This window comes from Aeromicrobium sp. Root472D3, assembly GCF_001426485.1.
Classification (GTDB): domain Bacteria; phylum Actinomycetota; class Actinomycetes; order Propionibacteriales; family Nocardioidaceae; genus Aeromicrobium.
This window is the reverse complement of sequence record NZ_LMET01000001.1, coordinates 1,346,519-1,372,369: the sequence shown is the minus strand read 5'-3', so window position 1 is coordinate 1,372,369 and position 25,851 is coordinate 1,346,519. Positions and strand designations below refer to the sequence as shown.

25 protein-coding genes are annotated in these 25,851 nt (G+C 72.6%); 11 read left to right on the top strand and 14 right to left on the bottom strand.

What is annotated here, in order from left to right:
* Positions 1–2 precede the first annotated feature (2 nt).
* Together purN and ASD10_RS18730 are read right to left on the bottom strand one after the other, a co-directional pair.
* Positions 3–623, bottom strand: a complete 621-nt coding sequence (gene purN / locus ASD10_RS06770; RefSeq protein ID WP_235501775.1) for a phosphoribosylglycinamide formyltransferase — start codon at positions 621–623, stop codon at positions 3–5.
* On the bottom strand, positions 556–1,770 hold the full coding sequence (locus tag ASD10_RS18730) for a DUF6350 family protein (RefSeq protein ID WP_157432481.1): 1,215 nt from the start codon (positions 1,768–1,770) through the stop codon (positions 556–558). The genes purN and ASD10_RS18730 overlap by 68 nt, the downstream gene beginning before the upstream one ends.
* Before the next feature lie 67 nt (positions 1,771–1,837).
* On the opposite strand from ASD10_RS18730, the gene ASD10_RS06760 reads away from it, so the two are divergent.
* Positions 1,838–3,652 (top strand): hypothetical protein, encoded by a 1,815-nt coding sequence (locus ASD10_RS06760; protein ID WP_056606479.1) that lies wholly within the window; start codon positions 1,838–1,840, stop codon positions 3,650–3,652.
* Between the two features lie 182 nt (positions 3,653–3,834).
* Here the strand turns inward: ASD10_RS06760 and sucD are convergent, their stop codons facing one another.
* The 3 genes from sucD to ASD10_RS06745 form a co-directional block, all read right to left on the bottom strand.
* Positions 3,835–4,728: a succinate--CoA ligase subunit alpha gene (gene sucD, locus ASD10_RS06755; protein ID WP_056606476.1), complete on the bottom strand. Its 894-nt coding sequence runs from the start codon at positions 4,726–4,728 to the stop codon at positions 3,835–3,837.
* Between the two features lie 10 nt (positions 4,729–4,738).
* On the bottom strand, positions 4,739–5,905 hold the full coding sequence (gene sucC / locus ASD10_RS06750; protein WP_056606473.1) for an ADP-forming succinate--CoA ligase subunit beta: 1,167 nt from the start codon (positions 5,903–5,905) through the stop codon (positions 4,739–4,741).
* Positions 5,906–6,018: 113 nt separating this feature from the next.
* The gene (locus ASD10_RS06745) at positions 6,019–6,276 is read right to left on the bottom strand and encodes a hypothetical protein (protein WP_056606470.1); all 258 of its coding nucleotides are present in this window, start codon (positions 6,274–6,276) and stop codon (positions 6,019–6,021) included.
* Between the two features lie 215 nt (positions 6,277–6,491).
* On the opposite strand from ASD10_RS06745, the gene ASD10_RS06740 reads away from it, so the two are divergent.
* Positions 6,492–7,226, top strand: coding sequence for a M23 family metallopeptidase (locus ASD10_RS06740; protein ID WP_157432480.1), 735 nt, complete (start codon positions 6,492–6,494; stop codon positions 7,224–7,226).
* Positions 7,227–7,340: 114 nt separating this feature from the next.
* Here ASD10_RS06740 and pcrA read toward each other — a convergent pair whose 3' ends face one another.
* Entirely contained in the window at positions 7,341–9,716 is a 2,376-nt protein-coding gene (pcrA, locus tag ASD10_RS06735) for a DNA helicase PcrA (RefSeq protein WP_082556065.1), read from the bottom strand.
* Between the two features lie 71 nt (positions 9,717–9,787).
* Between pcrA and ASD10_RS06730 the strand changes: the two genes are divergently transcribed.
* The 3 genes from ASD10_RS06730 (at position 9,788) to ASD10_RS18725 (ending at position 10,804) form a co-directional block, all read left to right on the top strand.
* Positions 9,788–10,225, top strand: coding sequence for a GNAT family N-acetyltransferase (locus tag ASD10_RS06730; RefSeq protein WP_056606462.1), 438 nt, complete (start codon positions 9,788–9,790; stop codon positions 10,223–10,225).
* Positions 10,222–10,572 carry a GntR family transcriptional regulator gene (locus ASD10_RS06725; protein WP_056606459.1) on the top strand — a complete coding sequence of 117 codons (351 nt, stop codon included), beginning with the start codon at positions 10,222–10,224 and terminating at the stop codon, positions 10,570–10,572. Before ASD10_RS06730 ends, ASD10_RS06725 begins: the two co-directional genes overlap by 4 nt.
* A 61-nt stretch (positions 10,573–10,633) precedes the next feature.
* Positions 10,634–10,804, top strand: coding sequence for a hypothetical protein (locus ASD10_RS18725; protein ID WP_157432479.1), 171 nt, complete (start codon positions 10,634–10,636; stop codon positions 10,802–10,804).
* A 3-nt stretch (positions 10,805–10,807) separates the two neighbouring features.
* On the opposite strand, the gene zwf is transcribed toward ASD10_RS18725, so the two are convergent.
* Positions 10,808–12,244 (bottom strand): glucose-6-phosphate dehydrogenase, encoded by a 1,437-nt coding sequence (gene zwf / locus ASD10_RS06720; RefSeq protein WP_056606456.1) that lies wholly within the window; start codon positions 12,242–12,244, stop codon positions 10,808–10,810.
* 62 nt (positions 12,245–12,306) lie between these two features.
* Entirely contained in the window at positions 12,307–14,013 is a 1,707-nt protein-coding gene (locus tag ASD10_RS06715; protein WP_082556064.1) for a sodium:proton antiporter, read from the bottom strand.
* A gap of 104 nt (positions 14,014–14,117) precedes the next feature.
* Between ASD10_RS06715 and ASD10_RS06710 the strand changes: the two genes are divergently transcribed.
* Complete coding sequence (locus ASD10_RS06710) at positions 14,118–15,095, top strand: ATP-binding cassette domain-containing protein (RefSeq protein ID WP_056606450.1); 978 nt, start codon at positions 14,118–14,120, stop codon at positions 15,093–15,095.
* Positions 15,092–15,898: an ABC transporter permease gene (locus tag ASD10_RS06705; RefSeq protein ID WP_056606447.1), complete on the top strand. Its 807-nt coding sequence runs from the start codon at positions 15,092–15,094 to the stop codon at positions 15,896–15,898. Before ASD10_RS06710 ends, ASD10_RS06705 begins: the two co-directional genes overlap by 4 nt.
* 20 nt (positions 15,899–15,918) lie before the next feature.
* Here the strand turns inward: ASD10_RS06705 and ASD10_RS06700 are convergent, their stop codons facing one another.
* From ASD10_RS06700 to ASD10_RS06690, 3 genes are all read right to left on the bottom strand, one after another.
* Positions 15,919–16,671: a DUF2817 domain-containing protein gene (locus ASD10_RS06700; protein ID WP_056606444.1), complete on the bottom strand. Its 753-nt coding sequence runs from the start codon at positions 16,669–16,671 to the stop codon at positions 15,919–15,921.
* Between the two features lie 8 nt (positions 16,672–16,679).
* Positions 16,680–19,793 (bottom strand): BTAD domain-containing putative transcriptional regulator, encoded by a 3,114-nt coding sequence (locus ASD10_RS06695; protein ID WP_162248825.1) that lies wholly within the window; start codon positions 19,791–19,793, stop codon positions 16,680–16,682.
* Between the two features lie 116 nt (positions 19,794–19,909).
* Positions 19,910–20,707 (bottom strand): AraC family transcriptional regulator, encoded by a 798-nt coding sequence (locus ASD10_RS06690; RefSeq protein ID WP_056606437.1) that lies wholly within the window; start codon positions 20,705–20,707, stop codon positions 19,910–19,912.
* A gap of 49 nt (positions 20,708–20,756) precedes the next feature.
* Here ASD10_RS06690 and ASD10_RS06685 point away from each other — a divergent pair, with 49 nt between their 5' ends.
* Positions 20,757–21,185 carry a DUF2000 domain-containing protein gene (locus tag ASD10_RS06685; RefSeq protein WP_056606434.1) on the top strand — a complete coding sequence of 143 codons (429 nt, stop codon included), beginning with the start codon at positions 20,757–20,759 and terminating at the stop codon, positions 21,183–21,185.
* A gap of 1 nt (position 21,186) precedes the next feature.
* Here ASD10_RS06685 and ASD10_RS06680 read toward each other — a convergent pair whose 3' ends face one another.
* Both ASD10_RS06680 and ASD10_RS06675 read right to left on the bottom strand, forming a co-directional pair.
* Positions 21,187–21,828 (bottom strand): response regulator transcription factor, encoded by a 642-nt coding sequence (locus ASD10_RS06680; protein WP_056606431.1) that lies wholly within the window; start codon positions 21,826–21,828, stop codon positions 21,187–21,189.
* Positions 21,825–23,072, bottom strand: a complete 1,248-nt coding sequence (locus ASD10_RS06675) for an ATP-binding protein (RefSeq protein ID WP_056606428.1) — start codon at positions 23,070–23,072, stop codon at positions 21,825–21,827. The genes ASD10_RS06680 and ASD10_RS06675 overlap by 4 nt, the downstream gene beginning before the upstream one ends.
* A gap of 141 nt (positions 23,073–23,213) precedes the next feature.
* Between ASD10_RS06675 and ASD10_RS06670 the strand changes: the two genes are divergently transcribed.
* From ASD10_RS06670 to ASD10_RS06660, 3 genes are read left to right on the top strand one after another with little or no spacing between them, the layout of a single operon-like run.
* Positions 23,214–24,395 (top strand): PspC domain-containing protein, encoded by a 1,182-nt coding sequence (locus ASD10_RS06670; protein ID WP_056606425.1) that lies wholly within the window; start codon positions 23,214–23,216, stop codon positions 24,393–24,395.
* Entirely contained in the window at positions 24,392–24,646 is a 255-nt protein-coding gene (locus ASD10_RS06665) for a hypothetical protein (RefSeq protein ID WP_056606422.1), read from the top strand. Before ASD10_RS06670 ends, ASD10_RS06665 begins: the two co-directional genes overlap by 4 nt.
* On the top strand, positions 24,618–24,872 hold the full coding sequence (locus ASD10_RS06660; protein WP_056606419.1) for a PspC domain-containing protein: 255 nt from the start codon (positions 24,618–24,620) through the stop codon (positions 24,870–24,872). Before ASD10_RS06665 ends, ASD10_RS06660 begins: the two co-directional genes overlap by 29 nt.
* Here ASD10_RS06660 and ASD10_RS06655 read toward each other — a convergent pair.
* Entirely contained in the window at positions 24,829–25,851 is a 1,023-nt protein-coding gene (locus ASD10_RS06655; protein WP_056606416.1) for a glycerophosphodiester phosphodiesterase family protein, read from the bottom strand. The two genes, ASD10_RS06660 and ASD10_RS06655, sit on opposite strands and share 44 nt — an antisense overlap.

Here is a 25,851-nt window from a genome sequence, read left to right as displayed (position 1 = left end):
CTTCACGGAGAGGTCGTGCGGTGGGCGTCGGGGCCGAGCCGGACGGCGCGGTCGTCGAGGTGGAAGTCGTGGCGGGCCAGGGTGCCGACCCACTCGACCAGCATGGCGCGCTCGCTGGTCTTGATGCGCTCGTGCAGCGACGACTCGTCGTCGTCGTCGAGCACCGGGACGGCGACCTGGGCGACGATCGGGCCGGTGTCGACGCCCTCGTCGACGACGAACAGGGTCGCGCCGGTGACCTTGACGCCGTACGCGAGCGCGTCGCGGGGACCGTGCATGCCGGGGAAGGCCGGCGACAGTGCCGGGTGGGTGTTGAGCGTGCGTCCGCCGAACAGCGCGAGGAACGCCGGTCCGGTGAGCTTCATGAACCCGGCCAGCACCACGAGGTCGGGCGAGCACGCCGCGACCCGGTCGGCGAGGGCGACGTCCCAGGCGGCCCGGTCGTCGAAGTCGGCGGTGCGCAGCACGAACGTCTCGATGTCGTGCCGACGGGCGCGCGCCAGCCCCTCGATGCCGTCGCGGTCGGCGCCGACCGCGACGATCTCGACGCCGTAGTCAGCTGCCGCCGACGCGTCGATCAGCGCCTGCAGGTTCGTGCCGCTTCCAGAGACGAGGACGACCACGCGAGCTGGTGTCCGGGGGGCGGTTGGCACGGGCACCACGATAGTGGGAGAGCACCGCGCCCAGTGCGCCGCCCAGCGCCATGACGGGCACGGCCACCAGCAGCGGGGTCAGCAGCGGCGGCCCGGCGTCGGTCAGACGTCCCGGACCGATCGCGCCGCCCGACAGGCCGACCAGCACGCCGAGCACGAGGCCCGCGAGCGCACCGGCCGCCGCGCCGAGCGCGACGCGCGGCACGAGGCCCTCGCGCTCGCCGGGCTCGACCCGCCACCCGCTGACGATCCCGGCGAGCAGCGGCACGAGGCCCAGCACGAAGACCCACCCGGGGAACTCGCCCGGCGTCGGCAGCGCGGCCAGCAGCGGGAAGCCCGGCACCTGGCCCAGCTGGGAGCCCGTCAGGTCGACCGACGTCCCCGAGCCGATCGCGAAGCCGGGGCCGACCAGCGCCGACGCCGTCCAGAGCACCAGCGTCGGGACCGCCAGCAGCGAGCCGATCGCCAGCGCGATGCCGCCCCCGAAGCCCGGGTCGAGCAGGGCCCACAGGTCGCCCGCCTGCCGGACGTTGGTCACGAGCAGGACGACCACGAGCACCGCCGCGGCGGCCAGCACCGTCAGCAGGCCCGGGACGGCCGCGCGCACGACGGTGCGGGCCTCGGCGGGGGCCGTGAACCACCACCGCTCGCCGTCGTGGTGCCGCTGGACCGACCCCCACGCGGCGCCGAGGCCGCCGACGACGAAGCCCGTCGCGGCCGACCGGACGATCGACGTGTGCACGTCGCCGACGTTGGTCGCGGCCGAGGCGATCGCGGCGACGGCCCCGAACGCGCCGGCCGAGGCGGCGGCGAAGGCCGCGAGCTCGTCGAGCGGGTCGGCCACGACCCACACGGCGGCGCGCGCGACCAGTGCGGTGCACAGGACCGTCCCGCCGAGCGGCAGCAGCCCGATCGAGACCGGCCCGGCGTCGATGCCCGAGCCGAGCGCCACGAGCCACGTCCGGATCGCGGTGCGGGCCAGCGGGCCGGCCGACAGGCCCGACGTCCCGCTCGCCACCACCACGACGACGGCCGCGACGGCCCACGACACGATCGCGGCCACGATCGCCGTCAGGAAGGCCGGCCGCAGGTAGGAGGTCTCGACGGGCGCGGGCACCGCTTCATCCTCCCAGTAGAGTTGCTGCGTTGCACCCAGGCACGCCGGACGTCGAAGGAGGCTGGACATGACTCGCGTCGATGAGTTCAACAGCTTCTACGCCTCGACCTTCTCCGATGCGGTGCAGGTCACGTACGCGCTGTGCGGAGATCGCCAGGTCGCCTTCGAGGCGACCGTCGACGCCTACCGCCGCGCCTGGCGCGACTGGTCCAAGATCCGCGACCGCCGGCCGCTGTCGTACGTCCGCGACGAGGCCTGGAAGCTCACGTCGCTGAGCCGGGGCACCCACCCGCTGCGCCGCCGGCACGAGGAGGACGGCGACACGGCCCTGCTGACCGCGCTGCACGACCTGCCGGTCGACGACCGTCGCCTGATCGTGCTCATGACGCTCGGCAACACCGACCTCGAGGAGGCGTCCCGCGAGGTGGGTCTGCCCGCCGAGGAGGGCATCGAGAACGTCACGACGGCGCTGGCGTCGCTCGAGACCACGCTCGGCGAGGGCATCGACGCGATCGAGCGCCGCATGCACGGGCTCGCCTCGGCCACCGACGCGCTCGACATGCCCCCCGCGGCCGACGTCCGCACCGCCGCGCGACGCGGGCGCCAGCGCAACACCGTGCTGCTCGTCGCGGCCGCCATCGCCCTGATCTTCGGCGGCGGGCTCGTCGCGACCGACGGCGACGCCCTGGCCACCGGCGCCGACCTGCCGCGACGCGAGAAGATCGGTGCCGAGCGGCCCGACGTCGTGCTCGACGCGCAGAAGATCGACGCCGGCAACCTGCTGGCCCCCCGGCAGCTGTCGACGCTCGACGCCTCGCGCACGTGGACGACCGAGAGCACCGACGACAGCGTCACCAACACGACGCCCTACGCGACGTGCCCCACCAAGCGGTTCGCCGACACCGACCCGCTCAAGGTCTTCGTGCGCACGTTCACGGGCGACGGCTTCGGCAACGCCCGCGTCGCGCAGGCGATCGAGGTCTCGCGCAGCGACGCGGTCGCCACTGAGGCGTACCAGCGTCTCGTCCAGTGGTACTCCGACTGCGAGCACCCGCGCACCCAGCTCGTCGCGTCGTACACCGTCAAGCGTCCGTTCGGTGACTTCCAGATCCTGTCGCTGCGCTCGAACCGCTCCCCCGAGCGGACGTTCACGGTCGGCTTCAGCCACTCCGGCACCATCACGAGCACCCTGGTGCACGAGGTCGACGGTGCCGCGGGCCCCAGCATCGAGTCGTTCGCCAAGACCCTCGACGCCTCGGTCGCCAAGGTCTGCAAGGACAGCGGCGGCGAGTGCTCCGACGCGATCGAGGTGCTGCCGTCCGATCCCCCGCCGACCACCGAGGCGCCGTCGTTCCTCGGCATCGTCGACCTCCCGCCGATCGCGGCGATCGACAAGGTGTGGGCCGGCACCGACTTCCCGGCGCAGACCAATCCCGCCGCGACGCAGTGCGACAAGGCCACCTACACCAGCAAGTCCGTCACGAAGGCCGGCTCGCGCGTGTACGTCCTCTACCAGGCCACCGAGCTGCCGCCGGAGTTCGGCGTCGCCGAGACCGCGGCACGGTTCTCGTCGGTCGACAAGGCCAAGGCCTTCGTCAAGAAGGTCTCGGGCCGCATCGACGGCTGCAGCGACGACATCCTGTCGGCGACGGTCGACCAGAAGCGCAAGGTCTCGGTGCAGGACGCGAGCGGCACGGTGTGGCGGGTCGGCTTCGAGGTCGAGGGCGGCAAGAAGGTCTACTACCGCACCGCGATCGTCCGGCGCGGCGCCGACGTGGCGCAGGTGACGTTCACGCCGGCCGGTGACTTCGACATCTCGCAGGGGGCGTTCAGGGACATCGCCGAGCGCGCCGCGACCCGCCTCAAGTACGCCACCGACTGACCAGCTGAGGAGTCGCCGCTGCGGCCCTCCGAGGAGCCACGCGCTGACGCAGGCAGGTCCCGGCGGACGTGCTCGTCGGAGGGCCACAGCTGACTCGTCGGCGTTCGTCAGCACGAGCTGGATCCCGCACATGACGAGGCCCCCACCGCGGTGCGGTGGGGGCCTGGTCGATCAGGCGGGCGTCAGCCGTTGAGGATGGCCCGCATGAGCTCGGCGGTCTCGGACGGCGTCTTGCCGACCTTGACGCCGGCGGCCTCGAGGGCCTCCTTCTTGCCCTGCGCCGTGCCGGCGCCGTCGGACACGATGGCGCCGGCGTGGCCCATCGTCTTGCCCTCGGGAGCCGTGAAGCCCGCGACGTAGCCGACGACCGGCTTCGTGACGTGCTCCTTGATGTAGGCGGCGGCCTTCTCCTCGGCGTCTCCGCCGATCTCGCCGATCATGACGATGGCCTTCGTCTCGGGGTCGGCCTCGAACGCCTCGAGGGCGTCGATGTGCGTCGTGCCGATGATCGGGTCGCCGCCGATGCCGATGGCGGTCGAGAAGCCGAAGTCGCGCAGCTCGAACATCATCTGGTACGTCAGCGTGCCCGACTTCGACACCAGGCCGATGGGGCCCTTGCCGGCGATGTTGGCCGGCGTGATGCCCGCCAGCGCCTCGCCCGGCGTGATGATGCCGGGGCAGTTCGGGCCGATGATGCGCGTCTTCTTGCCCTGGGCGTAGGCCCAGAACTCGGCGCTGTCCTGCACCGGCACGCCCTCGGTGATGATGACGAGCAGCGGGATCTCGGCGTCGATGGCCTCGACCACGGCGTCCTGCGTGAACGCCGGCGGGACGAAGGCGACCGACACGTCGGCGCCCGTCTGCGCGATGGCCTCGGCGACCGTGCCGAAGACCGGCAGCTCCACCTCGGCGCCGGAGGCGTCGGTGTGGGTGACGGTCGTGCCGGCCTTGCGGGCGTTGACGCCGCCCACGACCTGCGTGCCGGCGGCCAGCATGCGGGCCGTGTGCTTGGAGCCCTCACCGCCGGTGATGCCCTGGACGATGACCTTGGAGTCCTTGTTCAGAAAGATCGACATTGTGCGCCCCTCAGCCGTTCGCCAGCTCGGCGGCCTTGTCGGCCGCGCCGTCCATGGTGTCCACCTGCGTGACCAGCGGGTGGTTCATCTCGTCGAGGATCGCGCGACCCTCGTCGACGTTGTTGCCGTCGAGACGGACGACCAGCGGCTTCGTGGCCTCGTCACCGAGCAGCTCGAGGGCGCCCTTGATGCCGTTGGCGACCGCGTCGCACGACGTGATGCCGCCGAAGACGTTGACGAACACGCTCTTGACCTGCGGGTCGTTCAGGATGACGTCCAGACCGTTGGCCATGACCTCGGCCGACGCTCCTCCGCCGATGTCGAGGAAGTTGGCCGGCTTGACGTTGCCGTGCTTCTCGCCGGCGTACGCGACGACGTCGAGCGTGCTCATGACGAGCCCCGCGCCGTTGCCGATGATGCCGACCTCGCCGTCGAGCTTGACGTAGTTGAGGCCCTTGGCCTTGGCCTTGGCCTCGAGCGGGTCGGCCTCCTCGTGGATGACGAAGTCCTCGTGCTCGGGGTGGCGGAACTCCGACGCGTTGTCGTCGAGCGACACCTTGCCGTCGAGGGCCTCGAGGCGGTCGCCGTCGAGCCGCGCGAGGGGGTTGACCTCGACGAGCGTGGCGTCCTCCTCGACGAAGACCTTCCAGAGCGCCTGCACGAGGGTGACCGCCTGGTCGGCGAGCTCGGCGGGGAACTTGGCCTCCTCGACGATCGCGCGGGCCTTGGCCTCGTCGACACCGGTGCCGGCGTCGACGGGGATCTGACGGACGGCCTCGGGGTTGGTCTTGGCGACCTCCTCGATCTCCACACCACCCTCGACGCTCGCGATGCACAGGTAGCTGCGGTTCGACCGGTCGAGCAGGAAGGAGAAGTAGTACTCCTCCACCGGCGGCGTCGCCGGCGTGACCAGGACGCGGTTGACCGTCAGTCCCTTGATCTCCATGCCGAGGATGTTCGACGCGTGCTCGAACGCCTCGTCGGGGGTCTTGGCGAGCTTGACGCCTCCGGCCTTGCCGCGGCCTCCGGCCTTGACCTGTGCCTTGACGACGGTCACGCCGCCGATCTGCTCGGCAGCGGCCTTGGCCTCGTCGGCGGTCTGAACGACGACGCCGAGCGTCGTCGCGACGCCATGCTTGGCGAAGAGCTCCTTCGCCTGGTATTCCATCAAATCCACGGTGGTGTCCGTCCTTGGTTGGAGTGCAGCTCTGCCGCGATCGGCGTGATGTCGCCACGAACAGGCCGTTGCGACTGTATCCGCTAACACAGGGAGACGTCGCGTCGGTTACGTCACACGGCCGGCTCGATGACGATGTCGGTGGCGTCGAGGCGCGCGCACGCGTCGCGGACGAGCTCCAGGCCGTCGGTGTCGGCGTCGACGACGAGCCGCCGGGCGTCCTCGGCCACGGCGGTGCGGGCGAGCTGCTCGGGCGACTGTCCGCCCCCGACGAACACGATCTCGTGCCCCTCGTCGCGCAGCCTGCGGGCCGCGGCCGTCGCCCCGGAGTCGTCGCCGATCGCGCCGACGACGATGCGGTGCGGGGTCATGAGCCGATCGTGCCACAGGTGAAAGGCGTCACACGGAGCCCCGATCTCCCACGGGACCGACGTCCCGACCTCGGACGGAATCGGAATTCGGTTTCGTTCGGACCCGATCCTCGGCTAGTCTCGTGAGGTCCTGTCGTCGCCTCCTGGAGGTCATCTGCGTGTCTTCGTCTGCGCCCAAACGCCGACTCGACCATCGCCAGCAGACCCCGCAGCGGGTGGCCGGCAAGCGAGCCGCACAGCGCCGCACGAGCCGCGCACGATCGTTCGCCCCGACTCCCGCGATGGCCGGTGCCTTCGCCCTGGTGCTCGCCGCCTTCGGCACGGCCGTCGTCAGCAGTGGCGACGACGCCAACTCGCTCAAGGCCGACCAGTACCAGACCGTCAACCAGACGTACACCAGCCAGGGCCAGACGGCCCCCGAGGTCGACGTCAGCCGCAGCTTCGACCGCGCGACGCTCGACCGCCAGGCCAAGGAGCAGGCCGAGCAGACGCAGGCCGCCCAGGCCGAGCTCGCCCAGCGCGTCGGCAAGACCGCTGACGAGTTCAAGGCCAACCGGTGGGTCGTCCCGGTCACGGGCTACCGCCTGACCGCCCGCTTCGGCCAGCGCAGCGGACTGTGGTCGACCGTGCACACGGGTCTCGACTTCGCCGGTCCGTCCGGCTCGACGATCGTCTCGGTCGCGGCGGGCACCGTCGTGTCGGCCGACTACGAGGGCGCCTACGGCAACCGCACCGTCATCCGTCTCGAGGACGGCACCGACATCTGGTACTGCCACCAGAGCCGTTTCGGCGTCAAGGCCGGCGACAAGGTCGGCCCCGGCGACGTCATCGGCTTCACCGGCTCGACCGGCAACGTGACCGGCCCCCACCTGCACCTCGAGGTGCACCCGGGTGGCGGCGGACCCGTCGACCCGTACACCGCGCTCGTCGAGCACGACGTCACCCCCTAACGGCACCGCGAGTTCCGCGAGTGGCGCAGGATGGTTGGCCGGAAGGCCGCCACCCAACAGTCGTGCGCCACTCGCGGGTACGGGTCCGGGTCCGGGTCGGGGTCGGGGTCGGGGTCAGAGCTTCTCGACCGGCGCGTAGCGCAGCAGCAGGCGCTTGACGCCCTGCGAGCCGAAGTCGACCGACGCGACCGACTTCTCGGCCTGGCCCTCGACCGCGACGACCGTGCCCATGCCGAAGCTGTCGTGCACGACCCGGTCGCCCGGTGCCAGCGAGACGACGGCGCGGTCGGCCTTCTTGGAGCGGGCGGCGACGTTGGACGTGCGGAACGACGCCTGCGCCGTGGCCGACGGCTGGCTCGGGGTCCACTGCGTCGGCGGCGAGGCCAGCCGCCGCCAGTCGACCAGCGGCTCGGGCAGCTCGTCGAGGAAGCGGGACGCCGGGTTGTACGCGGGGGCTCCCCACGCGGCGCGGGTCGTGGCGCGGGTGACGTAGAGCCGCTTCTCGGCGCGGGTGATGCCGACGTACGCGAGCCGGCGCTCCTCCTCGAGCTCCTTGACGTCGGCCAGCGACCGCATGTGCGGGAAGATGCCGTCCTCGAGACCCGTCAGGAAGACGACCGGGAACTCCAGCCCCTTGGCGGTGTGCAGCGTCATGAGGGTGACGACGCCCTCGCCGTCGTCGGGGATCTGGTCGGCGTCGGCCACCAGCGCGACCTGCTCGAGGAACGCGCCGAGCGATCCGGCGCCCAGGGCGGGCTCGTCGGGGATCGCCGCGACGGCCTCGGTCGGCTCGTCGGTCTCGGCGTCGTCGCCCTCGGCGGACTCGTCGTCGACCGTGCTGGCGCCCACGACGAACTCGCGGGCCACCGCGACGAGCTCGGCGAGGTTCTCGACCCGGGTCTCGTCCTGCGGGTCGGTGCTCTGCTCGAGCGCGGCGAGGTAGCCGCTGCGGGTCAGCGCCGCCTCGAGCACCGCGTCGGCGGGCGCCCCCGAGTCGGCCATCGCCATCAGGTCGGACATCACGGTCGTGAACGCCTGGATCGCGTTCAACGACCGGGTCGCGAGGTCGTTGGCCTCGTTGGCGCGCATCAGCGCGTCCCAGTAGCTCAGGTCGTGCAGCGTCGCGAGTCGCTGGATCGACGCCTCGGCGCGGTCGCCGATGCCGCGCTTGGGCTCGTTGATGATGCGGCGCAGCGAGACGGCGTCGCGCGGGTTGACCAGCACGCGGACGTACGCCAGCGCGTCCTTGATCTCCTTGCGCTCGTAGAACCGCACCCCGCCGACGACCTTGTAGGGCAGCCCGACGCGGATGAAGACCTCCTCGAACACGCGGCTCTGGGCGTTGGTGCGGTAGAAGATCGCGGCGTCCTTCGGCGCGATGTCGCCGCGGTCGACGAGCGTGTCGATCTCGTCGGCGATGAACTGCGCCTCGTCGCGCTCGTCGTCGCCGACGTAGCCGACGATCTTCTCGCCGTCGCCCTCGGCCGACCACAGCTGCTTGTCCTTGCGGCCCTCGTTGCGGCTGATGACGGCGTTGGCCGCCGACAGGATCGTCTGGGTCGAGCGGTAGTTCTGCTCGAGCAGGATCGTCGCGGCGTTCGGGAAGTCGTCCTCGAACTCGAGGATGTTGCGGATGTTGGCGCCGCGGAACGCGTAGATCGACTGGTCGGAGTCGCCGACGACCAGCAGGTCGGACTCGGCGTCGGTGAGCTCCTTGATGAGCTGGTACTGCGCGTGGTTGGTGTCCTGGTACTCGTCGACCAGGATGTGCCGGAAGCGGCGGCGGTACGTCTCGCGCACGTCGGGCCACGCCTGGAACAGGTGGACCGTGTTCATGATCAGGTCGTCGAAGTCCATCGCGTTGGCGGCCTGCAGGCGTGCCTGGTAGGCCGTGTAGACCTCGGCGTAGATCTCCTCCGTCGGGTTCTGCGCCTTGCCGCCGGCCGCCTCGTGGTCGACGAGCTCGTTCTTGAGGTTGGAGATCCAGTTGAGGACGGCCCGCGGGTTGATCTTCTTGGGGTCGAGGTCCATGTCGCGGCAGATCAGCGTCATGAGGCGGCGCTGGTCGGCGGAGTCGTAGATCGTGAACGACGACGTGAAGCCGAAGCGGGTGGCCTCGCGACGCAGGATGCGCACGCAGGCGGAGTGGAACGTCGAGACCCACATCATGCGGGCCCGCGGGCCCACGAGGTCGGCGACGCGCTCGCGCATCTCGGCGGCGGCCTTGTTGGTGAACGTGATGGCCAGGATCGAGCCGGGGTGGGCGCCGCGGGCCGCGATGAGCCACGCGATGCGGCGGGTCAGCACGCGGGTCTTGCCCGAGCCCGCGCCCGCCACGACCAGCAGGGGCCCGCCGGGGTGGGAGACGGCCGCCTGCTGCGCGTCGTTCAGACCGTCGAGCAGGGAGTCGGACCGCGGGCGTCGCCGGTCGGCGGCGCCCGGGGCGGCGGGGGATCCGCCCATCGGGGGCGTGGGGAACGGCAACGTCATCGTGCCCTCCAGCCTAGTTGCCGCGGCCGACAGCGGCGGCACGGGCCGGTGCGGACGTAGACTCGGCTGCCATGGAGCCCGCCGTCTGCATCAGGACGGCCCACGAGGCCGATCTCGACGAGCTGACGGACGTCTGGGAGCGGGCCGCCCGCTCGTCGCACGACTTCATGGACGCCGGCGACTTCGACGCCCTGCGGCCCTTCATCCGCGACTCCTACCTGCCGTCGATGCACGTCCGGCTGGTCGACGTCGACGGGGCGGCGGTGGCGTTCGTCGGCTCCGCCGACGGCCACGTCGAGCTGCTGTACGTCGACCCGCCGTTCCACGGGCGGGGCCTCGGCACCCGCCTGCTGGCCGAGGTCGGCCCGGGCGGCGCGCGCAGCGTCGAGGTGTACGCCGACAACACGACGGGCGTCGGGTTCTACCGCTCGCGCGGCTTCACCGAGACCCGACGCCGCGAGACCGACGCCGCCGGGCGTCCCTATCCGATGGTGGTGCTGACCCGATGACGATCGAGATCGACGTGCTGAGCGGCGAGGCGCCGTTCGAGCAGGTGCGACGGCAGGTCGCCGAGCGCGCGACGTCCGGGGCCTTCCCGGCCGGGCACAAGCTGCCCACCGTCCGCGCCCTGGCCGAGGCGCTCGACCTGGCCCCCAACACCGTGGCCAAGGCCTACCGGGCGCTCGAGGTCGACGGCGTGATCGAGACGCGCGGGCGGGCCGGCACCTTCGTGGCGAGTCGCACCGCCCCCGACGGCGCGACCGACGCCGCCGCGCGGGCCTTCGCGCTCGAGGCCCGCCGCCAGGGCCTGTCGCGCGACGAGGCCGCGCGGCTGCTCGACTCCCACTGGGGCTGACACGCCCCTCCCCCACGCCCGCGGCACCCGCGCGGTTGCGGGCGACCGCTAGCGTGGGCACGTGCCGTTCGAAATCGTCCTCCTGCTGCTGCTGATCGCCGGCGTCGCCCTCATCGGCCTCGCCCTGAGCGGCTACGGCAGCCCTGACCGCTCCCACGAGAAGCCCCCGCGCATGCCGGGGCACGAGGTCGACGAGCGGCTGCGCAAGCGCAACGATCCCGGCGCCCGCTAGCGCCTACTCGGCGCTCGGGTTGGGCTTGCGCCAGCTGCGCTCGAACGGCAGCCGCCACGCCCTCGGCGCGATGAGCTGGTGGATCGCGTTGGGTCCCCACGTGCCCGGCTGGTACGGCCGCACCGGCGGGTTGTCGGCGAGCAGCGGCTCGGAGATCTCCCACAGCCGCTCGATGCCCTCGGACGTCGTGAACAGCGTGCGCTCGCCGCGCATCGCGTCGTAGATCAGCCGCTCGTACGCCTCGAGCACCTCGCCGGCCCGCTCGTTCTCCTGCATCGCGAACTGCATGCTGAGCTTGTCGAGCCGCATGCCCGGACCTGGCCGCTTGCCGTAGAACGACAGCGACATCCGCGACGCGTCCGCGAGGTCGAACGTCAGGTGGTCCGGGCCCTGCAGGCCGACACCGGACCCGGCCGGGAACATGCTCTTGGGCGGCTCGCGGAACGCGATCGAGATGATGCGCGCACCCTCGGCCATCTTCTTGCCGGTGCGCAGGTAGAACGGCACGCCGGCCCACCGCCAGTTGTCGATCTCGGCCCTCAGCGCCACGAACGTGTCGGTCTCGGAGTCGGCCGCGACGCCCTTCTCGTCGCGGTACCCCTGGTACTGGCCGCGGACGACGTAGTGCGGGTCGAGCGGGAGCATCGAGCGGAAGACCTTGTTCTTCTCCTCCGAGATCGAGTCGGAGTCGAGCGACGTCGGGGGCTCCATCGCCATGAACGCCAGCACCTGGAACAGGTGGGTCACGACCATGTCCTTGAACGCGCCCGTGCCCTCGTAGAAGCCCGAGCGACCGTCGAGCGACAGCGTCTCGGGCACGTCGATCTGCACGTGGTCGATGAAGTTGCGGTTCCAGATCGGCTCGAACAGGCCGTTGGCGAACCGGAAGGCCAAGATGTTGAGGGCCGCCTCCTTGCCGAGGAAGTGGTCGATCCGGAAGATCTGCTGCTCGTCGAAGACCTCGTGGATCTCGGCGTTGAGGGCCTTCGCGCTCGCCAGGTCGGTGCCGAACGGCTTCTCCATGATGATGCGCGACCGCTCGACCAGCTGCGCCGCGTCGAGCGTGTGGATCACGTCGAGGGCGGCCTTCGGCGGCACGCTGAGGTAGTGCAGGCGCCGCGGCGTGCCGCCCAGCTCGGCCTCGAGGACCGCTGCAGCAGCCGCCAGCGCCTCGGGGCCCGCCGTGACGTTGACGTACGACAGCTTGGGGGCGAACGCGGCCCACTTCGCGTCGTCGACGTCGCGGGTGCTGAACTCGCGGTACGCCTTCTCGGCGAACTCGCGGAACGAGTCGTCGTCGAAGTCGTCGAGCGAGACGCCGATGATGCGCGAGTCGGGGACGAGGCCCGACTGCAGCAGGTGCATGATGCCCGGCAGCAGCTTGCGGCGGGCCAGGTCGCCGGTGGCGCCGAAGAGCACGATCAGGTGGGGCTCGTCCATGGCCTCAGGCTAGACCCGTGAGGTTGCGCGGGGGTGAACTCGCGACACGCGGGCCCCGGACGTCAGTCCAGCCGGTCCATCGCCATGTCGCCAGCGTCGACGCGCCGCAGCATGCGGTTGAGGTTCTCGGAGTCGAAGCGGCCCGACGACCGGGCGTCGATCAGGGCGTCGCGCTGGTCGGCCAGCACGGCGCGGCGCAGGTCGACGTAGTCGCGCAGCCGCTGGGCGACCCCGTCGTCCCCCTCGCCGGCCCACCGGGTCGTCCGCTCGGGGTGGCTGTCGTCCTGCACCTGGTCGAGGACGACGGGCTCGAGCGCCCGCCCGTCGAGGCCGTCGTCGGCGACCTCGGCGCACCGCGACGCCGCGACGTCTGCCAGCATCTGCGACAGCGCCGCGAGCTGCTGGCGGTCGATCTCGCGGCGGTCGGACTCGACCTCGAGACGTCGCACGACCCACGCCAGCGTCCCGCCCTGCAGCACCAGCGACGACACCGCGACGGTGAACGCGACCAGGATCAGCAGCTCACGCTGCTCGAAGCCCGTCGGCAGCGTCTGCGCCGCGGCGAGCGTCACGCTCCCCCGCATGCCGGCCCAGACCAGCACCGCCCCCGCGCGGCGGTCGAGGCGTTCCTCCTCGTAGAACCGCAGGTCGGCCTCGCGGCGGGTGACCATCTGGTGGATGCGCCGCAGACGGTGGGCGGGCAGGGCCGACGACTCGTCCGACGCGAGGTAGTCGCGCACCCGGTTGAGCCGCGGCTCGACGGTCCGCCCGGCCCCCTGCCGCGCCTTCAGCAGGCTCCACAGCAGCGCCACGACGTACAGGCCGCGCACCGCCAGCAGGATCCCGAGGCACAGGGCGCTCAGCACCGCGAGCCGCCGGAAGTCGCCGTCCTCGGACCGGAAGTCGTCGAGCAGCGGGCCCAGCTCGAGGCCCATGAGCAGGAACACGCCGCCCTCGAGCAGGAAGGCGACCGTCCGCCAGTTCACGGCCTCGGCGAGCCGGTCCTGCGCCCTCAGCACCGACGGCCCCCAGTAGCCCGTGACGAGGCCCGTCGTGACGACCGCGACGAGGCCTGACGCGCCCAGGTGCTCGGCGGGGGCGTAGGCGATGAACGGGACGGCGAACGAGATCGCGGTGTTGACCGTGGCGTCGTGCAGGCGGGCGCGCACCGCGACGCTGGCGGCGCCGACCACCAGCCCGACCACCGCCGCGACCGCGATCGCCACGACGAAGTCGACCGACACGTCGAGCACCGACACCGAGACGCCCGTGGCGGCCACGGCGGACCGCAGCAGCACGAGCGCCGAGGCGTCGTTGATCATGCTCTCGCCCTCGAGCACCGTGACGAGTCGCGGCGCGACCCCCGTGCGCTTCACGATCGAGGTCGCCACGGCGTCCGTCGGGCTGACGATCGCGCCGAGGGCGACCCCCTCGGCGAACCCCAGCCCGGGCACGAACGTCTCGACGACCCAGCCGATCGCGAGGGCCGACGAGACCACGACGACGATCGAGAGCCAGCCGATCGACCTGAGGTCGCGGCGGAAGTCCATCGCCGGCATGTTGACCGACGCCGCGTACAGCAGCGGCGGCAGCACCCCGGCCAGGATCAGCTCGGGCTCGGGCTCGATGCGCGGGACACCGGGCACCAGCGCGAGCAGGACCCCCGCGCCCACGAGGACGAGCGGGGCCGCGACGCCGACCTTCGGGGCCAGCACCGACGCGGCGACGATGACGGTCAGGGCGAGCACGCCGAGGATCGTGAGGTCCATGACGTCGATCGTGCCACCGGACGCTGAGAGGTCGCTGTCAGCGGCCGCGGACGCCGTCAGCGCCGTGACAGCGTCGTGCCAGCGGCGCGGCGCACCGTGGGGGCATGACCAACCACGCGATCCACGCCGAGGGGCTCACGAAGCGCTACGGCACCACCACGGCACTCGACGGCATCGACCTCGCCGTCCCCGAGGGCACCGTGCTCGGGGTCCTCGGACCCAACGGCGCCGGCAAGACCACGGCCGTCCGCATCCTCGCGACGCTCCTGCGGCCCGACGCGGGACGGGCGACGGTCGCCGGGCACGACGTCCTCGGGGACCCCGACGCCGTCCGCCGATCGATCGGCCTGACGGGCCAGTACGCCTCGGTCGACGAGCAGCTGAGCGGGCGCGAGAACCTCGAGCTCTTCGCCCGGCTGCTGGACTTCACGCGCCCGGACGCCCGGGCCCGCGCCGCCGAGCTCCTCGCCCAGTTCGGCCTCGACGACGCCGCCGACCGACGCGCCAAGACGTACTCCGGCGGCATGCGGCGCCGCCTCGACCTCGCCGCGAGCCTGGTCGGGCGGCCCGCCGTGATCTTCCTCGACGAGCCGACGACGGGCCTCGACCCCAGCAAGCGCGACGACGTCTGGAACATGGTCCGGCTGCTGACGTCCGAGGGCACGACGGTGCTGCTGACGACGCAGTACCTCGAGGAGGCCGACGCCCTGGCCGATGCCATCACCGTCATCGACCTGGGCCGGGTCATCGCCCACGGGACGGCCGCCGAGCTCAAGCAGGTCGTGGGCGGCCGCTCCCTGCAGGTCCGCCCGGCCCACCTCCGGGACGTCGCCGACATCCGCGCCGTCCTCAGCCGTGTCACGGGCCGTCCGGTCGGCGAGCCCACCCGCGGCCTGCTGACCGCCCCCGTCGAGGACGAGCAGCAGTTCACGAACGTCGTGGTCGACCTCGCCTCGCGCGGCATCCCCGTCACCGAGATCTCGCTGAGCCTGCCGAGCCTCGACGAGGTCTTCTTCACCCTCACCGGCCAGGGCGCCCAGGCGTCCGCCACCGCCACCGCCACCGCCAAGGAGCTCGCATGACCACCATGACCGTCCCGCAGGTCGCGCAGCCGCGCCCCCCGTCGTCCCTGCCCTGGCTGCGCCACTCGCTGTCGCTGGCCGGCCGCTCGGTCAGGAAGATGGTGCGCCACCCCGAGCAGTTCTTCGACGTGACGCTGCAGCCCGTGCTGTTCCTGATCATCTTCGTGTACGTGCTGGGCGGGGCCATCGCCGGATCGACGCAGGACTACCTGCAGTTCGTCCTGCCCGGCATCCTGATCCAGACCGTGCTCTTCAGCACCATCGCGATCGGCGTCAACCTCAACACCGACATCAAGGAGGGCGTCTTCGACCGGTTCAGGTCGCTGCCGATCCCCCGCTCGGCGCCGCTCGTCGGGGCCACGATCGCCGAGTGCCTGCGGTACGCCATCACGATCGGCGTCACGATGGTCGCGGGCTTCGTGATGGGCTTCCGCACGTCGACCTCGCCGGTCAGGATCGTCGCGGCCATGCTGCTGGTGCTGTTCTTCGCGTGGTGCATGTGCTGGATCGCGATCTGGCTGGGCATGATCATGCGCGAGGCCGGATCGGTGCAGGGCATCGGCTTCCTGGCGCTGTTCCCGCTGACGTTCGGCTCCAGCATGTTCGCCGCCACCGACACGATGCCGGGCTGGCTGCAGGCCTGGGTCAGGATCAACCCGGTGACGCACCTGACCGACGCGATGCGGGGCCTGCTGACGGGCGGCCCCGTCGCGCAGGACGCGCTGATCGCGCTCGGCACCAGCGGACTGATCCTGGCGGTCTTCGCGCCGCTGGCCGTGCGGGCCTACCGCACGAAGGCCTGACGACGGGGGCCCCGGCAGCCTTAGCGCTCGGCGCCGAGGCTGCCGAGGATCGCTCGGGGAGCGACCTCGCGGAGGTACTTCCGGGACGGGCTCCTCGGCAGCTCGACCGTGATGACGGCGCCCGAGCGGTGCTTCGCACGGAACCACATCGAGTACGTGCCGAAGCACCGCGAGAAGCAGTCGAAGGCCTTCTGCGGGAGCCGGACGCGCGACGCGAGCCGCTTGGCCCAGGCCCGGTTGCCGGTGTCGCGGACGTCGATCCCGTTCAGCGGCTGGTGGTAGCTCACGGTGTACGTCGGGTCGATCTCGTTCGCGAGGTCGCGGACGGCCCGCGTCTCGGGCTCCGAGAACGCCCGGCGGCCCGAGTTGGTGGCTCCGCCGATCTTGCGCCACTTCGCCCCGAAGTTGCGGTTGAGGTCGACGCCGTGGGCGTTCTGACGCCTGTTGCTGGCGTAGCCGTCGGGGTTCACGACGGGGACGACCCAGATGTCGGCGCCGGAGATCGGCCGGCCGTCGCGCAGGTTGCGCAGCGTCTGGATCGAGCCCTTCTCGTCGCCGTGCATCGCGGCGAGCAGCAGCACCTTCTTCTTCGACGACGGATCGCCGAGCCGCCACGCGACGATGTCGCGGCCCTTGACGCTGTGCCCGATGACGCGCGTCTCGACGACGGCCGGACGCCTCGGGTCGGCGGTGGCCGGCGATCCCCCGACGACGGTCGCCGCCAGCGGTGCGACGAGCGCGACGGACAGCGACCAGACCCCGAGAGACTTCATGGGCCCCATCATCGCAAAGGTCGACGGGCCCCGCCGGGGACGACCAGCGCGACGGCGGCCTGCTGGTCGAGCGCCGCGCCCTCCGACCGCAGCCGCTCCAGCTCGTCGGCACCCAGGCTGCGTCCGAGGGCCTCGACGAGCACCGCGACGTCGCGGTTCGACCGGTCGGCACGGCCCCGGATGGCGGCCGACGCCCCGAGCAGGCGGGCCGCCTCGCGGTCGCGGCCGTTCCGGTGGGCGAGCACGGCCGCCGCGGCGGCGACCTCGGCCAGCACCGGCATGTCCCTGGTCGCCACGCCCACCCGGGCCGCCGACTCCAGCTGCCGGTCGGCACCCGCCAGGTCTCCCACCCCGGCACGCGCCAGGGCCAGCAGCGACCCCACGAGCGCCTCCATCTGCCCGCTGCCGAACTCCGACGTCGGATCGCGGTGTGCCAGGACGTGCTCGAGGTGGACGATCGCCTCGGCGTCGCGACCGACGACGTGCTCGAGCGCGGCGAGGTTCATCCGCGCGACGGCCTCGTGCCGGCGGTTGCCCGACGCCGCGGCGCGCGCGAGGGCCGCCTCGAGGTCGCGACGCAGGGCGACCATCGCGTCGGCGTCGGCGACGGCCAGCTGCAGGCCGACGACCCTCATGGACGAGAAGTCGGCGTCCTCCGTCGCCCCGAGCTCGACCAGCAGCGGCAGCGCCTCCCACCACGACGCGAGCGCACCCGCGACGTCGCCGTCGAGGGCCTGGATCGTGGCTCTCTGCATCAGGCCGATCGCCAGGCCCCACCGGTCGCCGATCGTGCGGAACGCCTCGATCAGCGGCCCGACGAGCTCGACGGTCTCGTCGAGCCGCCCGGAGTTGTCGAGCGTCACGACCTGCAGCAGGTCGATCATCGCCAGCGTCCAGGGGTCGTCGCCGAGGTCGAGCTCGCGGTCGCCCGCGACGCCGAAGAAGTCCAGCGCCGCCATCACGACGTGGACGACGGGGTGGTCGGGGTGGTGCTCGTCCCAGAGCGCCAGCACCCGCTCGACCGGCTCCCGCCACGCGGCGTCGGGCCCCGTGTCGAACTGGGTCGCCGCGAGGATGCCGGCGATGCCCAGCGCCTCGAGGCAGATCTCGCTGGCGGGATCGGCCGTGCCCGGCAGGTCGAGGACCGTCGTCGCCCACTCGAACGACTCCTGGTGCTGGCTGCGGATCGACCAGTACCACCCGAGACCCGTCACGAGACGCCCCGCGCGAGCGCGGTCGCCCCGGTCGATCGCGAACCGCAACGCCGCCATGACGTTGCCGTGGTCGGCGTCGAGGCGGTCGAGCGCCTCGACCTGGTCGGCGCCCCGCAGGGCCTCGGCCTGCGCCTCGACGAGCGCCACGAAGTGGTCGAGGTGCCTCTCGCGGACGGTGTCGGCCACGCCGCGCTCGATCAGGCGCTCGACGCCGTACTCGCGCAGCGTCTCGAGCATCCTGAACCGCGGTGTGCTCCCCCGCACCGCCACCAGCAGCGACTTGTCGGCCAGCGACTCCAGCAGCTCCTCGGTGTCGGCGCCGCCGTCGTGCACGGATGCCGCGCTCTCGACCGTCACGCCGCCCGGGAAGACCGCCAGGCGCTCGGCGAGCAGGCGCTCGTCGTCGTCCAGCAGGTCCCAGCTCCACTCCACGACGGCGCGCAGGGTCCGGTGACGCGGCAGGGCGGTCCGGCTCCCCCCGGTGAGCAGGCGGAAGCGGTCGGACAGGCGGGCCGCGACCTGGCCCGCCGTCAGCGTGCGCAGGCGGGCGGCCGCCAGCTCGATCGCGAGGGGCTGGCCGTCCAGCCGTCCGCAGATCTCGCGCACGGCCGGCAGCGTCGTCTCGGTCAGCTCGAACGACCGGTCGACGGCCTGGGCCCGCAGCACGAACAGCTGGATCGCGCTGTGGGTCCGCGCGGCCTCGACCGGGTCGTCGGCGGACGGCATCGTGAGCGGGCTGAGCTGGTAGGCGTACTCGCCGATGATCCGCAGCGGCTCGCGGCTCGTGGCGAGCACCCGGAGCCGGGGCGCGTGCGACAGCAGGTCGTCGGCGAGCCGTGCCACGGCGTCGACGAGGTGCTCGCAGTTGTCGAGCAGCAGGAGCCCCTCGACGTCGCGAGCCGCCTCCAGCAGCCGGCTCCGCTCGTCGGGGCGGGGCGCGGTGGGTGGGCGATCGATCACTGCGACCTCCAGCAGCCCCATGCCCGAGAGGACGGCCCGGACGATGCCGTCGTCGCCCGTCACGGGGGCCAGCTCGGTGAGCCAGACGTCCTCGAACCGGTCGAGCGTCGCGCGGGCGGTCTCGATCGCCAGACGGGTCTTGCCGGCACCGCCCGGACCGAGCACCGTCACGAGACGGTGACTCCCGAGCGCGGACCGCAGGTCGTCGATGGCGCCCTCGCGCCCGACGAACGACGTGAGCCCGGCCGGCAGCGCCGCGCGAGCGCGCGGGGCCCGGCGGTCGCCCCGCAGGATCGACACGTGCAGCTCCTGCAGCTCGGGGGACGGATCGGCCCCCAGGTCGTCCGCGAGCGCCGTGCGGAGCCGCTCGTACGCGGCGAGCGCCTCGCCCGCCCGTCCGTTCGCGACCAGCGCCGTCAGGTGCAGACGCCACAGCCCGTCGCGGTAGGGGTGAGCCGCGGTCAGGGCGGCCAGCTCGGCGACGACCGTCGGGTCGGAGAGCACCCGCGCCTCGAGCGCCGACTCGACGGCCGTGAGGCGGAGCTCGCCGAGCCGGCCGGCCTCCGCGGCGACGAACGGGACGTCGAGGAGACCCGCGAGCGCCTCGCCGCGCCACACGACGAGCGCCTCGTCGCAGCGTCCGGCCGACAGCAGTCGCTCGAACTCGGCCACGTCGACGGCGCAGTGCAGCACGTAGCCGGCCGACGTCAGGTCGAGCGTGCCGTCCGGCAGGCGACGCCGGGTGCGCGACACGACCGACTGCAGGGCGTTGGTCGCATCGGCCGGCACCTCGTCGCCCCACAGGTCGTCGATCAGGGTCGGAGGGCTGACCGGACGTCCGGCCGCCAAGGCCAGACGGGCCACCAGGGCGCGGCTGCGCGCGCCGCCGAGGTCGACCTCACGGTCGTCGACGCGCACCCGCAACGGTCCGAGGAGGTCCACCTGCACGTGGCCATTCTGCCCCTCCCCACCCACGCCCGAGTCGCGAGTGGTGCGGGGTGGACGTTCTGGGACGGCGTGTCCGACCACATCGCACCACTCGCGGCCCGGAGTGCGCCGCTCGATCAGGCGGCCGACCGGACGTACGCGCCGGGCGTGACGCCGAGGGTGCGGCGGAAGTGCCGGATCAGGTGCGCCTGGTCGTGGAAGCCGACCGTCGTCGCCACCTCGGCGGCCGGCATGCCGTCGAGCAGCAGGCCCCGGGCGCGGTCGACGCGGCGTCCCGTCACGTACCGGTGCGGTGGCAGCCCGTACTCGCGGCCGAAGGCGCGGACGAGGTGGGTCGCGTGGGTGTCGAGGTCGTCGGCCAGCGACTCGAGCGTGGGCGCCTCGACGAGGTCGCGGTCGAGCAGGTCGCGGACCCGTCGGGCCAGGCCCGGCTCCCTGCCGTCGCGCGGCACCCCCGCGGAGCGGTCGAGGTGCGCGACCATCCGCTCGGAGACCATCGCGAGCCGGGTCTCGGCCTCGAGCTCGTCGCCCGGACGCGCGAGTGCCCCGTGCAGGGCGGCCACCGACCGGACCAGCTCGCCGTCGTCGAGCGTGGGACCGGCGACGGCGGCACCGGTCAGACCCAGCGGCAGCCACCGCTCGTCGAGGTAGATCACGCGCTTGTCGAACCCCGTCGGCGAGACGGCCCTGCCGTCGTGCGGCACGTGCGGCGGCAGCAGGGTCACCGATCCGGCCGGGGCGTCGAGCGGGCGGCGCTCGAGCTCGTAGGACACGCCGCCGGTGTCGACCAGCAGGACGGTCCAGAGGTCGTGGGTGTGGGCCGGGTAGGCGTGCTCGGTGAAGTGCGCGTGCAGCACCTCGCCGACGCCCGGGACGTCCGGCCGCCAGGCCCGCACGCGCTCGTCCGACGTCATGTCAGGAACGTACAAGACCGCTCGGCCCCGCCTCACCGAGGCTGGACGCATGGACACCCCCGAACCCATCCGATTCGACACCAAGGTCGCGGTGCTGCTGCGCGACGACCTCGAGCAGTGGCAGGCCCTCAACGTCACGGCGTTCCTCGTCAGCGGCGTCGCCGCGCACGTCCCCGACCTGATCGGCGACCCGTACGAGGACGCCGACGGCATCGGGTACCTCGCGATGATCCGGCAGCCGGTCGTGGTGTTCGAGGGCGATGCCGAGCGGCTGACCTCGGTGCACGCCAAGGCCGTGTCGCGCGGGCTGGCGACGTCGGTCTACACCCGCGAGATGTTCGCGACCGGCAACGACCGCGACAACCGGGCCGCCGTGCGCGCCGTCGCCACCGCCGACCTCGACCTCGTCGGCATCGCGGTGCACGGCCCGAGGAACGCCGTCGACAAGACGTTCAAGGGCGCGGCCCTGCACCGCTGAGTCAGATCAGCCGACGGTCGTTGGCCCAGCGGGTCAGCTCGTGACGGCTCGACAGCTGCAGCTTGCGCAGGACGCTGGAGACGTGCGTCTCGACGGTCTTGACCGAGATGAACAGCTCCGTGGCGACCTCCTTGTAGGCGTACCCGCGGGCGATCAGCCGCATGACCTCGCGCTCGCGGGCCGTCAGCCGGTCGAGGTCCTCGTCGACCTGGGCGACCTCGATCGTCCCGGCGAAGGCGTCGAGCACGAAGCCGGCGAGCCGGGGCGAGAACACCGCGTCGCCGGCGGCCACCCGCGTGATCGCGTCGAGCAGCTCGGACCCCGAGATGTTCTTGGTGACGTAGCCCCGCGCGCCGGCGCGGATGACGCCGATGACGTCCTCCGCGGCGTCGCTGACCGACAGCGCCAGGAAGCGGACGTCGGGGTGGCGCACGTGCAGGCGCCTGATGACCTCGATCCCGCCGCCGCCCGGCATGTGGACGTCGAGCAGCACGACGTCGGGCGTCGTCGCGGCGATCAGCGCGACCGCCGACTCGACGTCCTCGGCCTCGCCGACGACGTCGAGGACCCCGTCGACCTCGGACCGCACCCCGGTGCGGAACATCGCGTGGTCGTCGACGATCGCGACGCGCAGGGTGGTCATGAGGGGGGTCCTTCGGTCGGGACGGGCTCGGGTGCGCGGACCGGCACCCGCAGGGCGACCTCGGTGCCCTCTCCGGGACGGCTGCGGATCGACGCGGTGCCGCCGTGGCGCTCGACCCGCCCGACGATCGAGGCCCGGACGCCCATGCGGTCGTCGGCGATCGTGCCGGGGTCGAAGCCGCGTCCGCGGTCGCGCACGAACACCTCGGCGGCCCGGCCGTCGGCCTCGGCGTAGACGTCGATCCGGTCGACGCCCGCGTGCTTGGCGGCGTTGACCATCGCCTCGCGGGCGGCGCGTGCGAGGGCTGCCATGTCGTCGTCGAGGGGCACGTCGCCGACCGAGATCAGCTCGACCGGCACGTGGTGCGCGTCCTCGACGTCGGCGGCCGCCGAGCGGAGCGCCGCGAGCAGCGAGTCGCCGGGGCGCTCGTCGTTGCCGTAGAGCCAGTCGCGCAGCTCGCGCTCCTGACGCCGGGCCAGCGTCGCGACCGCCGCGGAGTCGTGGGCGTTCTTCTGCAGCAGCGCCAGCGTCTGCAGCACCGAGTCGTGCAGGTGCGCGGCGACGTCGGCGCGCTCCTGCGAGCGCACGCGCTCACGGCGCTCGTCGGACAGGTCGCCCATGAGGCGGACGATCCACGGCCCGAGGATCAGGCCGAGCCCCAGCACCGCGATGACCAGGGCGGAGGCGAGGCTGACGGCAGCTCCCCAGCCGCCCTCCTTCGTCACGAGGTAGATCGCGGCGAGCGCCACCAGACCCGTGCCGGCCGCGACCCGCGAGGCGAACGCCCACCCGCGGGTCTCGCGCATCCAGCGTCCCCACGCGACGTCGTCGAGCTGGCGCCACACCACCGCGACACCGACGACCGCGACCAGCAGAGGGCCGAACAGGCCGTCGTCGAGGCCGCGCCCGGTGGCCTGGATCAGCAGCAGCACCCCGACGCCGATCGCGCCGAGCGCCACGGTCTGGGCGATCTCGGTCGGCCCCGTGCGGGTGCCGTCGCCCCGCAGCCCCCGCCGCGTCGCCGACTCGAGGCCGGGCGACAGCTCGGGGCGCTGCAGGGGCAGCAGACGCCACAGCAGCAGGTAGGCGACGACGCCGACGCCCTGGAACCACGTGGCGACGACGAAGGCGAGGCGGACGGAGAGGACCGGCACCCCGAGGTGGTCGGCCAGTCCCGTCGCGACGCCGCCCACGAGCCGGCGGTCGGCCGGTCGGCGCGCGCGGCGGTACGGGTAGGACGTCACCGGACGATCGTCACACGCTCGTGCACCCCCGCGCCACCAGGATCGTCCCCGGCACGCCCCCCGGTCACCCCGAGGTGGTCGGGGACGGATTCAGGGTCGTACCCGATGCGCGACACCGGCCCGCTCGAGCACGATGGGCCCATGGACGACACCCAGCACCTGCCCCCGCCGCAGCAGCCCCCGGGCACCCCTCCCCCTCCGCCGGACGACGAGTTCGACCCGCGACGCCTGCGCACCGTCGCCGACGTGCAGCGCTCGTCCGACGACCGCGTCGTCGCGGGGGTGTGCGCCGGAACGGCGCGGTACCTGGACGTCGACCCGGTCGTGGTGCGGGTCGTCGTGGCGGTGCTGACGATCGCCGGGTTCGCGGGTGCGATCCTCTACGTCGCGGCCTGGATCCTGCTGCCCTCCGACGACGCCGAGAAGAGCCTTGCGGCCGAGTGGTTCAGGCTCGACCGCAACGAGCCCCAGGTGAGGGTCGCCGGCCTCGTCGGTGCGGCGGTCCTCGCGGTCCTGTCGATCGTCGGCGACAGCAGCTGGGCCTGGTGGGGCGACACGGCGTGGTGGCTCGTCCCGTTCGCCCTCGTGCTCTACGTCGTGTGGCTGCGCCCCCGGCGGCGACGGCACGCCCGTGCGGCGACGGTCGCGGCCTTCCCGGCCGGTCCGTCCGCCGCGGGCGTCGACGCGACGGCGCCGCAGCCGACCCCCACGCCGACCGGGCCGGCCCGCGCGCCCCGCTCCCCCGCCCTGGTCGTCCTGACGACGTCCGTCGCGGCGATCGCGCTCGCCGCGACCTGGATCTACGACGAGACGCAGCGGGACGTCCACTGGACGACGTACGTCGCGGTCGCCCTGGCCGTCGTCGCCGTGGGGCTGCTGGTCGGGACGGTGGTCGGCGACGGCGGACCGCTCATCGCGATCGGCCTCGCGCTGGCGGTCACGCTCGCGATCGGCTCGCTGTTCCCGAGCGGCCGCATCGGCTCGCAGACCCCGACCCCGACCGTCGCGGCCGACGTCAGACCGACGTACCGGCACGGCGTCGGCGAGCTCGAGCTCGACCTGACCCGGGTGTCCGACGTCGAGCGGCTCGCCGGCCGCACCATCTCGATCGACGCCGGCATCGGCCAGACGACGGTCGTCGTGCCCGACGGGCTGCCGGTCGACGTCGACGCGCACGTCCGCGCCGGCCAGATCGACCTGTTCGGACGCCTGGAGGACGGCACGGACGTCTCGCTCGCCGACGTCGCGGACCGGCCGGACGGCTCGGCCCTGAGGATCGACATCGACCAGGACCTCGGTCAGGTCGAGGTGATCAGCCGATGAACCGCCACCCGTTCCGGTGGGGAAGCCTCGCCTTCTCGATGATGTTCCTCGCCGCGGTCGGCCAGTGGGCCGTGTGGCGCGGCGACCTGCTGACGTCCCGCCAGCTCAGCCTCACCGCCGCGGGGGTGCTGATCGTCCTCGGACTGGTCGGCGTCGCCGCCACGCTGCGGCAGGCCCGCCCCGCACCTGCCGTCACCCCACCGACCCTCGAAGGAGACGATCATGACGAAGCAGCTCACCCGGTCCCGTGACGACCGGTGGATCGCCGGGGTGTGCGGCGGCATCGCCGACTACACCGGCACCGACACCTCGATCGTCCGCGTCGTCCTGGTCGTGTGCACGGTCCTCGGCGCCGGGTCGCTCGTGCTCGGCTACGTCGCGGCCTGGGTGCTGGTGCCGCGGCGGCCCCGCCACGACACCGTGAGGGCGCAGGCTACTGACGCTCCAGCCACAGGGACCGGGCCCGCACCGCGGTAGCGGTGTAGTCGGAGAACACCCCGTCGACCCCCGCGTCGAGGAACGCGAGGTACTCGCCCACGGCGTCGCCGTGGGCGGCCTTGTCCCTGCTGGTGCGCAGGTCGGTGGGCAGGAAGTTGTTCTCGTCGCGCATCGTCCAGATGTGCACGACGAGGCCCAGGTCGTGGGCGCGGCGCACGAGCTTGGTGGTCTTGGCCAGCCGCGCTCGCAGGTCGCGCTTGATGACCTGGCTCTTGTTGGGGCCGATGCCGTCGGCGTAGGCCGCGATCTTCTCGAGCTCGGGCGGCTTGCGCATCGCCCAGTAGGTGCGCGGGTCGCCGGCGGCCCGCAGGTCGAACGGAGCACCCACGCGGTCCATCAGCTGGATCAGCGTCACGGGTGTGCGGTCGCGCAGGGCCCGCAGGTTGCCGGTCTCCATCGACTGGATCACGATCCTGGCGCCGGCGTGGTTGAGCCCGCGGCGTTCGAGGGTCTCGACGAGCAGGTCGTCCAGGTCGAGCCCGAGGCCGGCGAAGTACGTCGGGTGCTTGGTCTCGACGTAGACGCCCACGGGCTCGTCGCGCCCCTCGGTACCCGCCTGCTCGGCGATGTCGAGCACCTCGTCGAACGTCAGGATCTGCTCGGTGCGGGCGAGGGGGATGTTCTGCGGCCGCAGCTGGGGCAGGCGCTCGCGGACGCGCAACGTCTTGAGCTCGGCCAGCGTGAAGTCCTCCGTGAACCAGCCGACGTACGGCACGCCGTCGACGACCTTGGCGACCTTGCGGTCCGCGAACTCCGGACGGCTCGCGACGTCGGTCGTGCCGCTGATCTCGTTCTCGTGGCGCACGACCAGCACGCCGTCACGGGTCGCGACGACGTCGGGCTCGATGTAGTCGCAGCCCTGCTCGATCGCGAGCAGGTACGACGGCCGCGTGTGCTCGAGCCGCTCGCCGGGCACGCCGCGGTGGCCGATCACGATGGGTGGCGTCGGGGAGGACAC

What these genes read in the sequence shown, in the direction of transcription:
- zwf (WP_056606456.1), bottom strand. Translation starts at nt 12,244, where the DNA reads ATGGACGAGCCCCACCTGATCGTGCTCTTCGGCGCCACCGGCGACCTG.
- ASD10_RS06690 (WP_056606437.1), bottom strand. Translation starts at nt 20,707, where the DNA reads ATGACGTCGGACGAGCGCGTGCGGGCCTGGCGGCCGGACGTCCCGGGC.
- ASD10_RS06660 (WP_056606419.1), top strand. Translation starts at nt 24,618, where the DNA reads ATGACGAAGCAGCTCACCCGGTCCCGTGACGACCGGTGGATCGCCGGG.
- ASD10_RS06745 (WP_056606470.1), bottom strand. Translation starts at nt 6,276, where the DNA reads ATGACCCCGCACCGCATCGTCGTCGGCGCGATCGGCGACGACTCCGGG.
- ASD10_RS06685 (WP_056606434.1), top strand. Translation starts at nt 20,757, where the DNA reads ATGGACACCCCCGAACCCATCCGATTCGACACCAAGGTCGCGGTGCTG.
- ASD10_RS06725 (WP_056606459.1), top strand. Translation starts at nt 10,222, where the DNA reads ATGACGATCGAGATCGACGTGCTGAGCGGCGAGGCGCCGTTCGAGCAG.
- sucD (WP_056606476.1), bottom strand. Translation starts at nt 4,728, where the DNA reads ATGTCGATCTTTCTGAACAAGGACTCCAAGGTCATCGTCCAGGGCATC.
- ASD10_RS06700 (WP_056606444.1), bottom strand. Translation starts at nt 16,671, where the DNA reads ATGAAGTCTCTCGGGGTCTGGTCGCTGTCCGTCGCGCTCGTCGCACCG.
- ASD10_RS06730 (WP_056606462.1), top strand. Translation starts at nt 9,788, where the DNA reads ATGGAGCCCGCCGTCTGCATCAGGACGGCCCACGAGGCCGATCTCGAC.
- ASD10_RS06710 (WP_056606450.1), top strand. Translation starts at nt 14,118, where the DNA reads ATGACCAACCACGCGATCCACGCCGAGGGGCTCACGAAGCGCTACGGC.
- ASD10_RS06705 (WP_056606447.1), top strand. Translation starts at nt 15,092, where the DNA reads ATGACCACCATGACCGTCCCGCAGGTCGCGCAGCCGCGCCCCCCGTCG.
- ASD10_RS06715 (WP_082556064.1), bottom strand. Translation starts at nt 14,013, where the DNA reads ATGGACCTCACGATCCTCGGCGTGCTCGCCCTGACCGTCATCGTCGCC.
- ASD10_RS06665 (WP_056606422.1), top strand. Translation starts at nt 24,392, where the DNA reads ATGAACCGCCACCCGTTCCGGTGGGGAAGCCTCGCCTTCTCGATGATG.
- ASD10_RS06760 (WP_056606479.1), top strand. Translation starts at nt 1,838, where the DNA reads ATGACTCGCGTCGATGAGTTCAACAGCTTCTACGCCTCGACCTTCTCC.
- pcrA (WP_082556065.1), bottom strand. Translation starts at nt 9,716, where the DNA reads ATGACGTTGCCGTTCCCCACGCCCCCGATGGGCGGATCCCCCGCCGCC.
- ASD10_RS06670 (WP_056606425.1), top strand. Translation starts at nt 23,214, where the DNA reads ATGGACGACACCCAGCACCTGCCCCCGCCGCAGCAGCCCCCGGGCACC.
- ASD10_RS06680 (WP_056606431.1), bottom strand. Translation starts at nt 21,828, where the DNA reads ATGACCACCCTGCGCGTCGCGATCGTCGACGACCACGCGATGTTCCGC.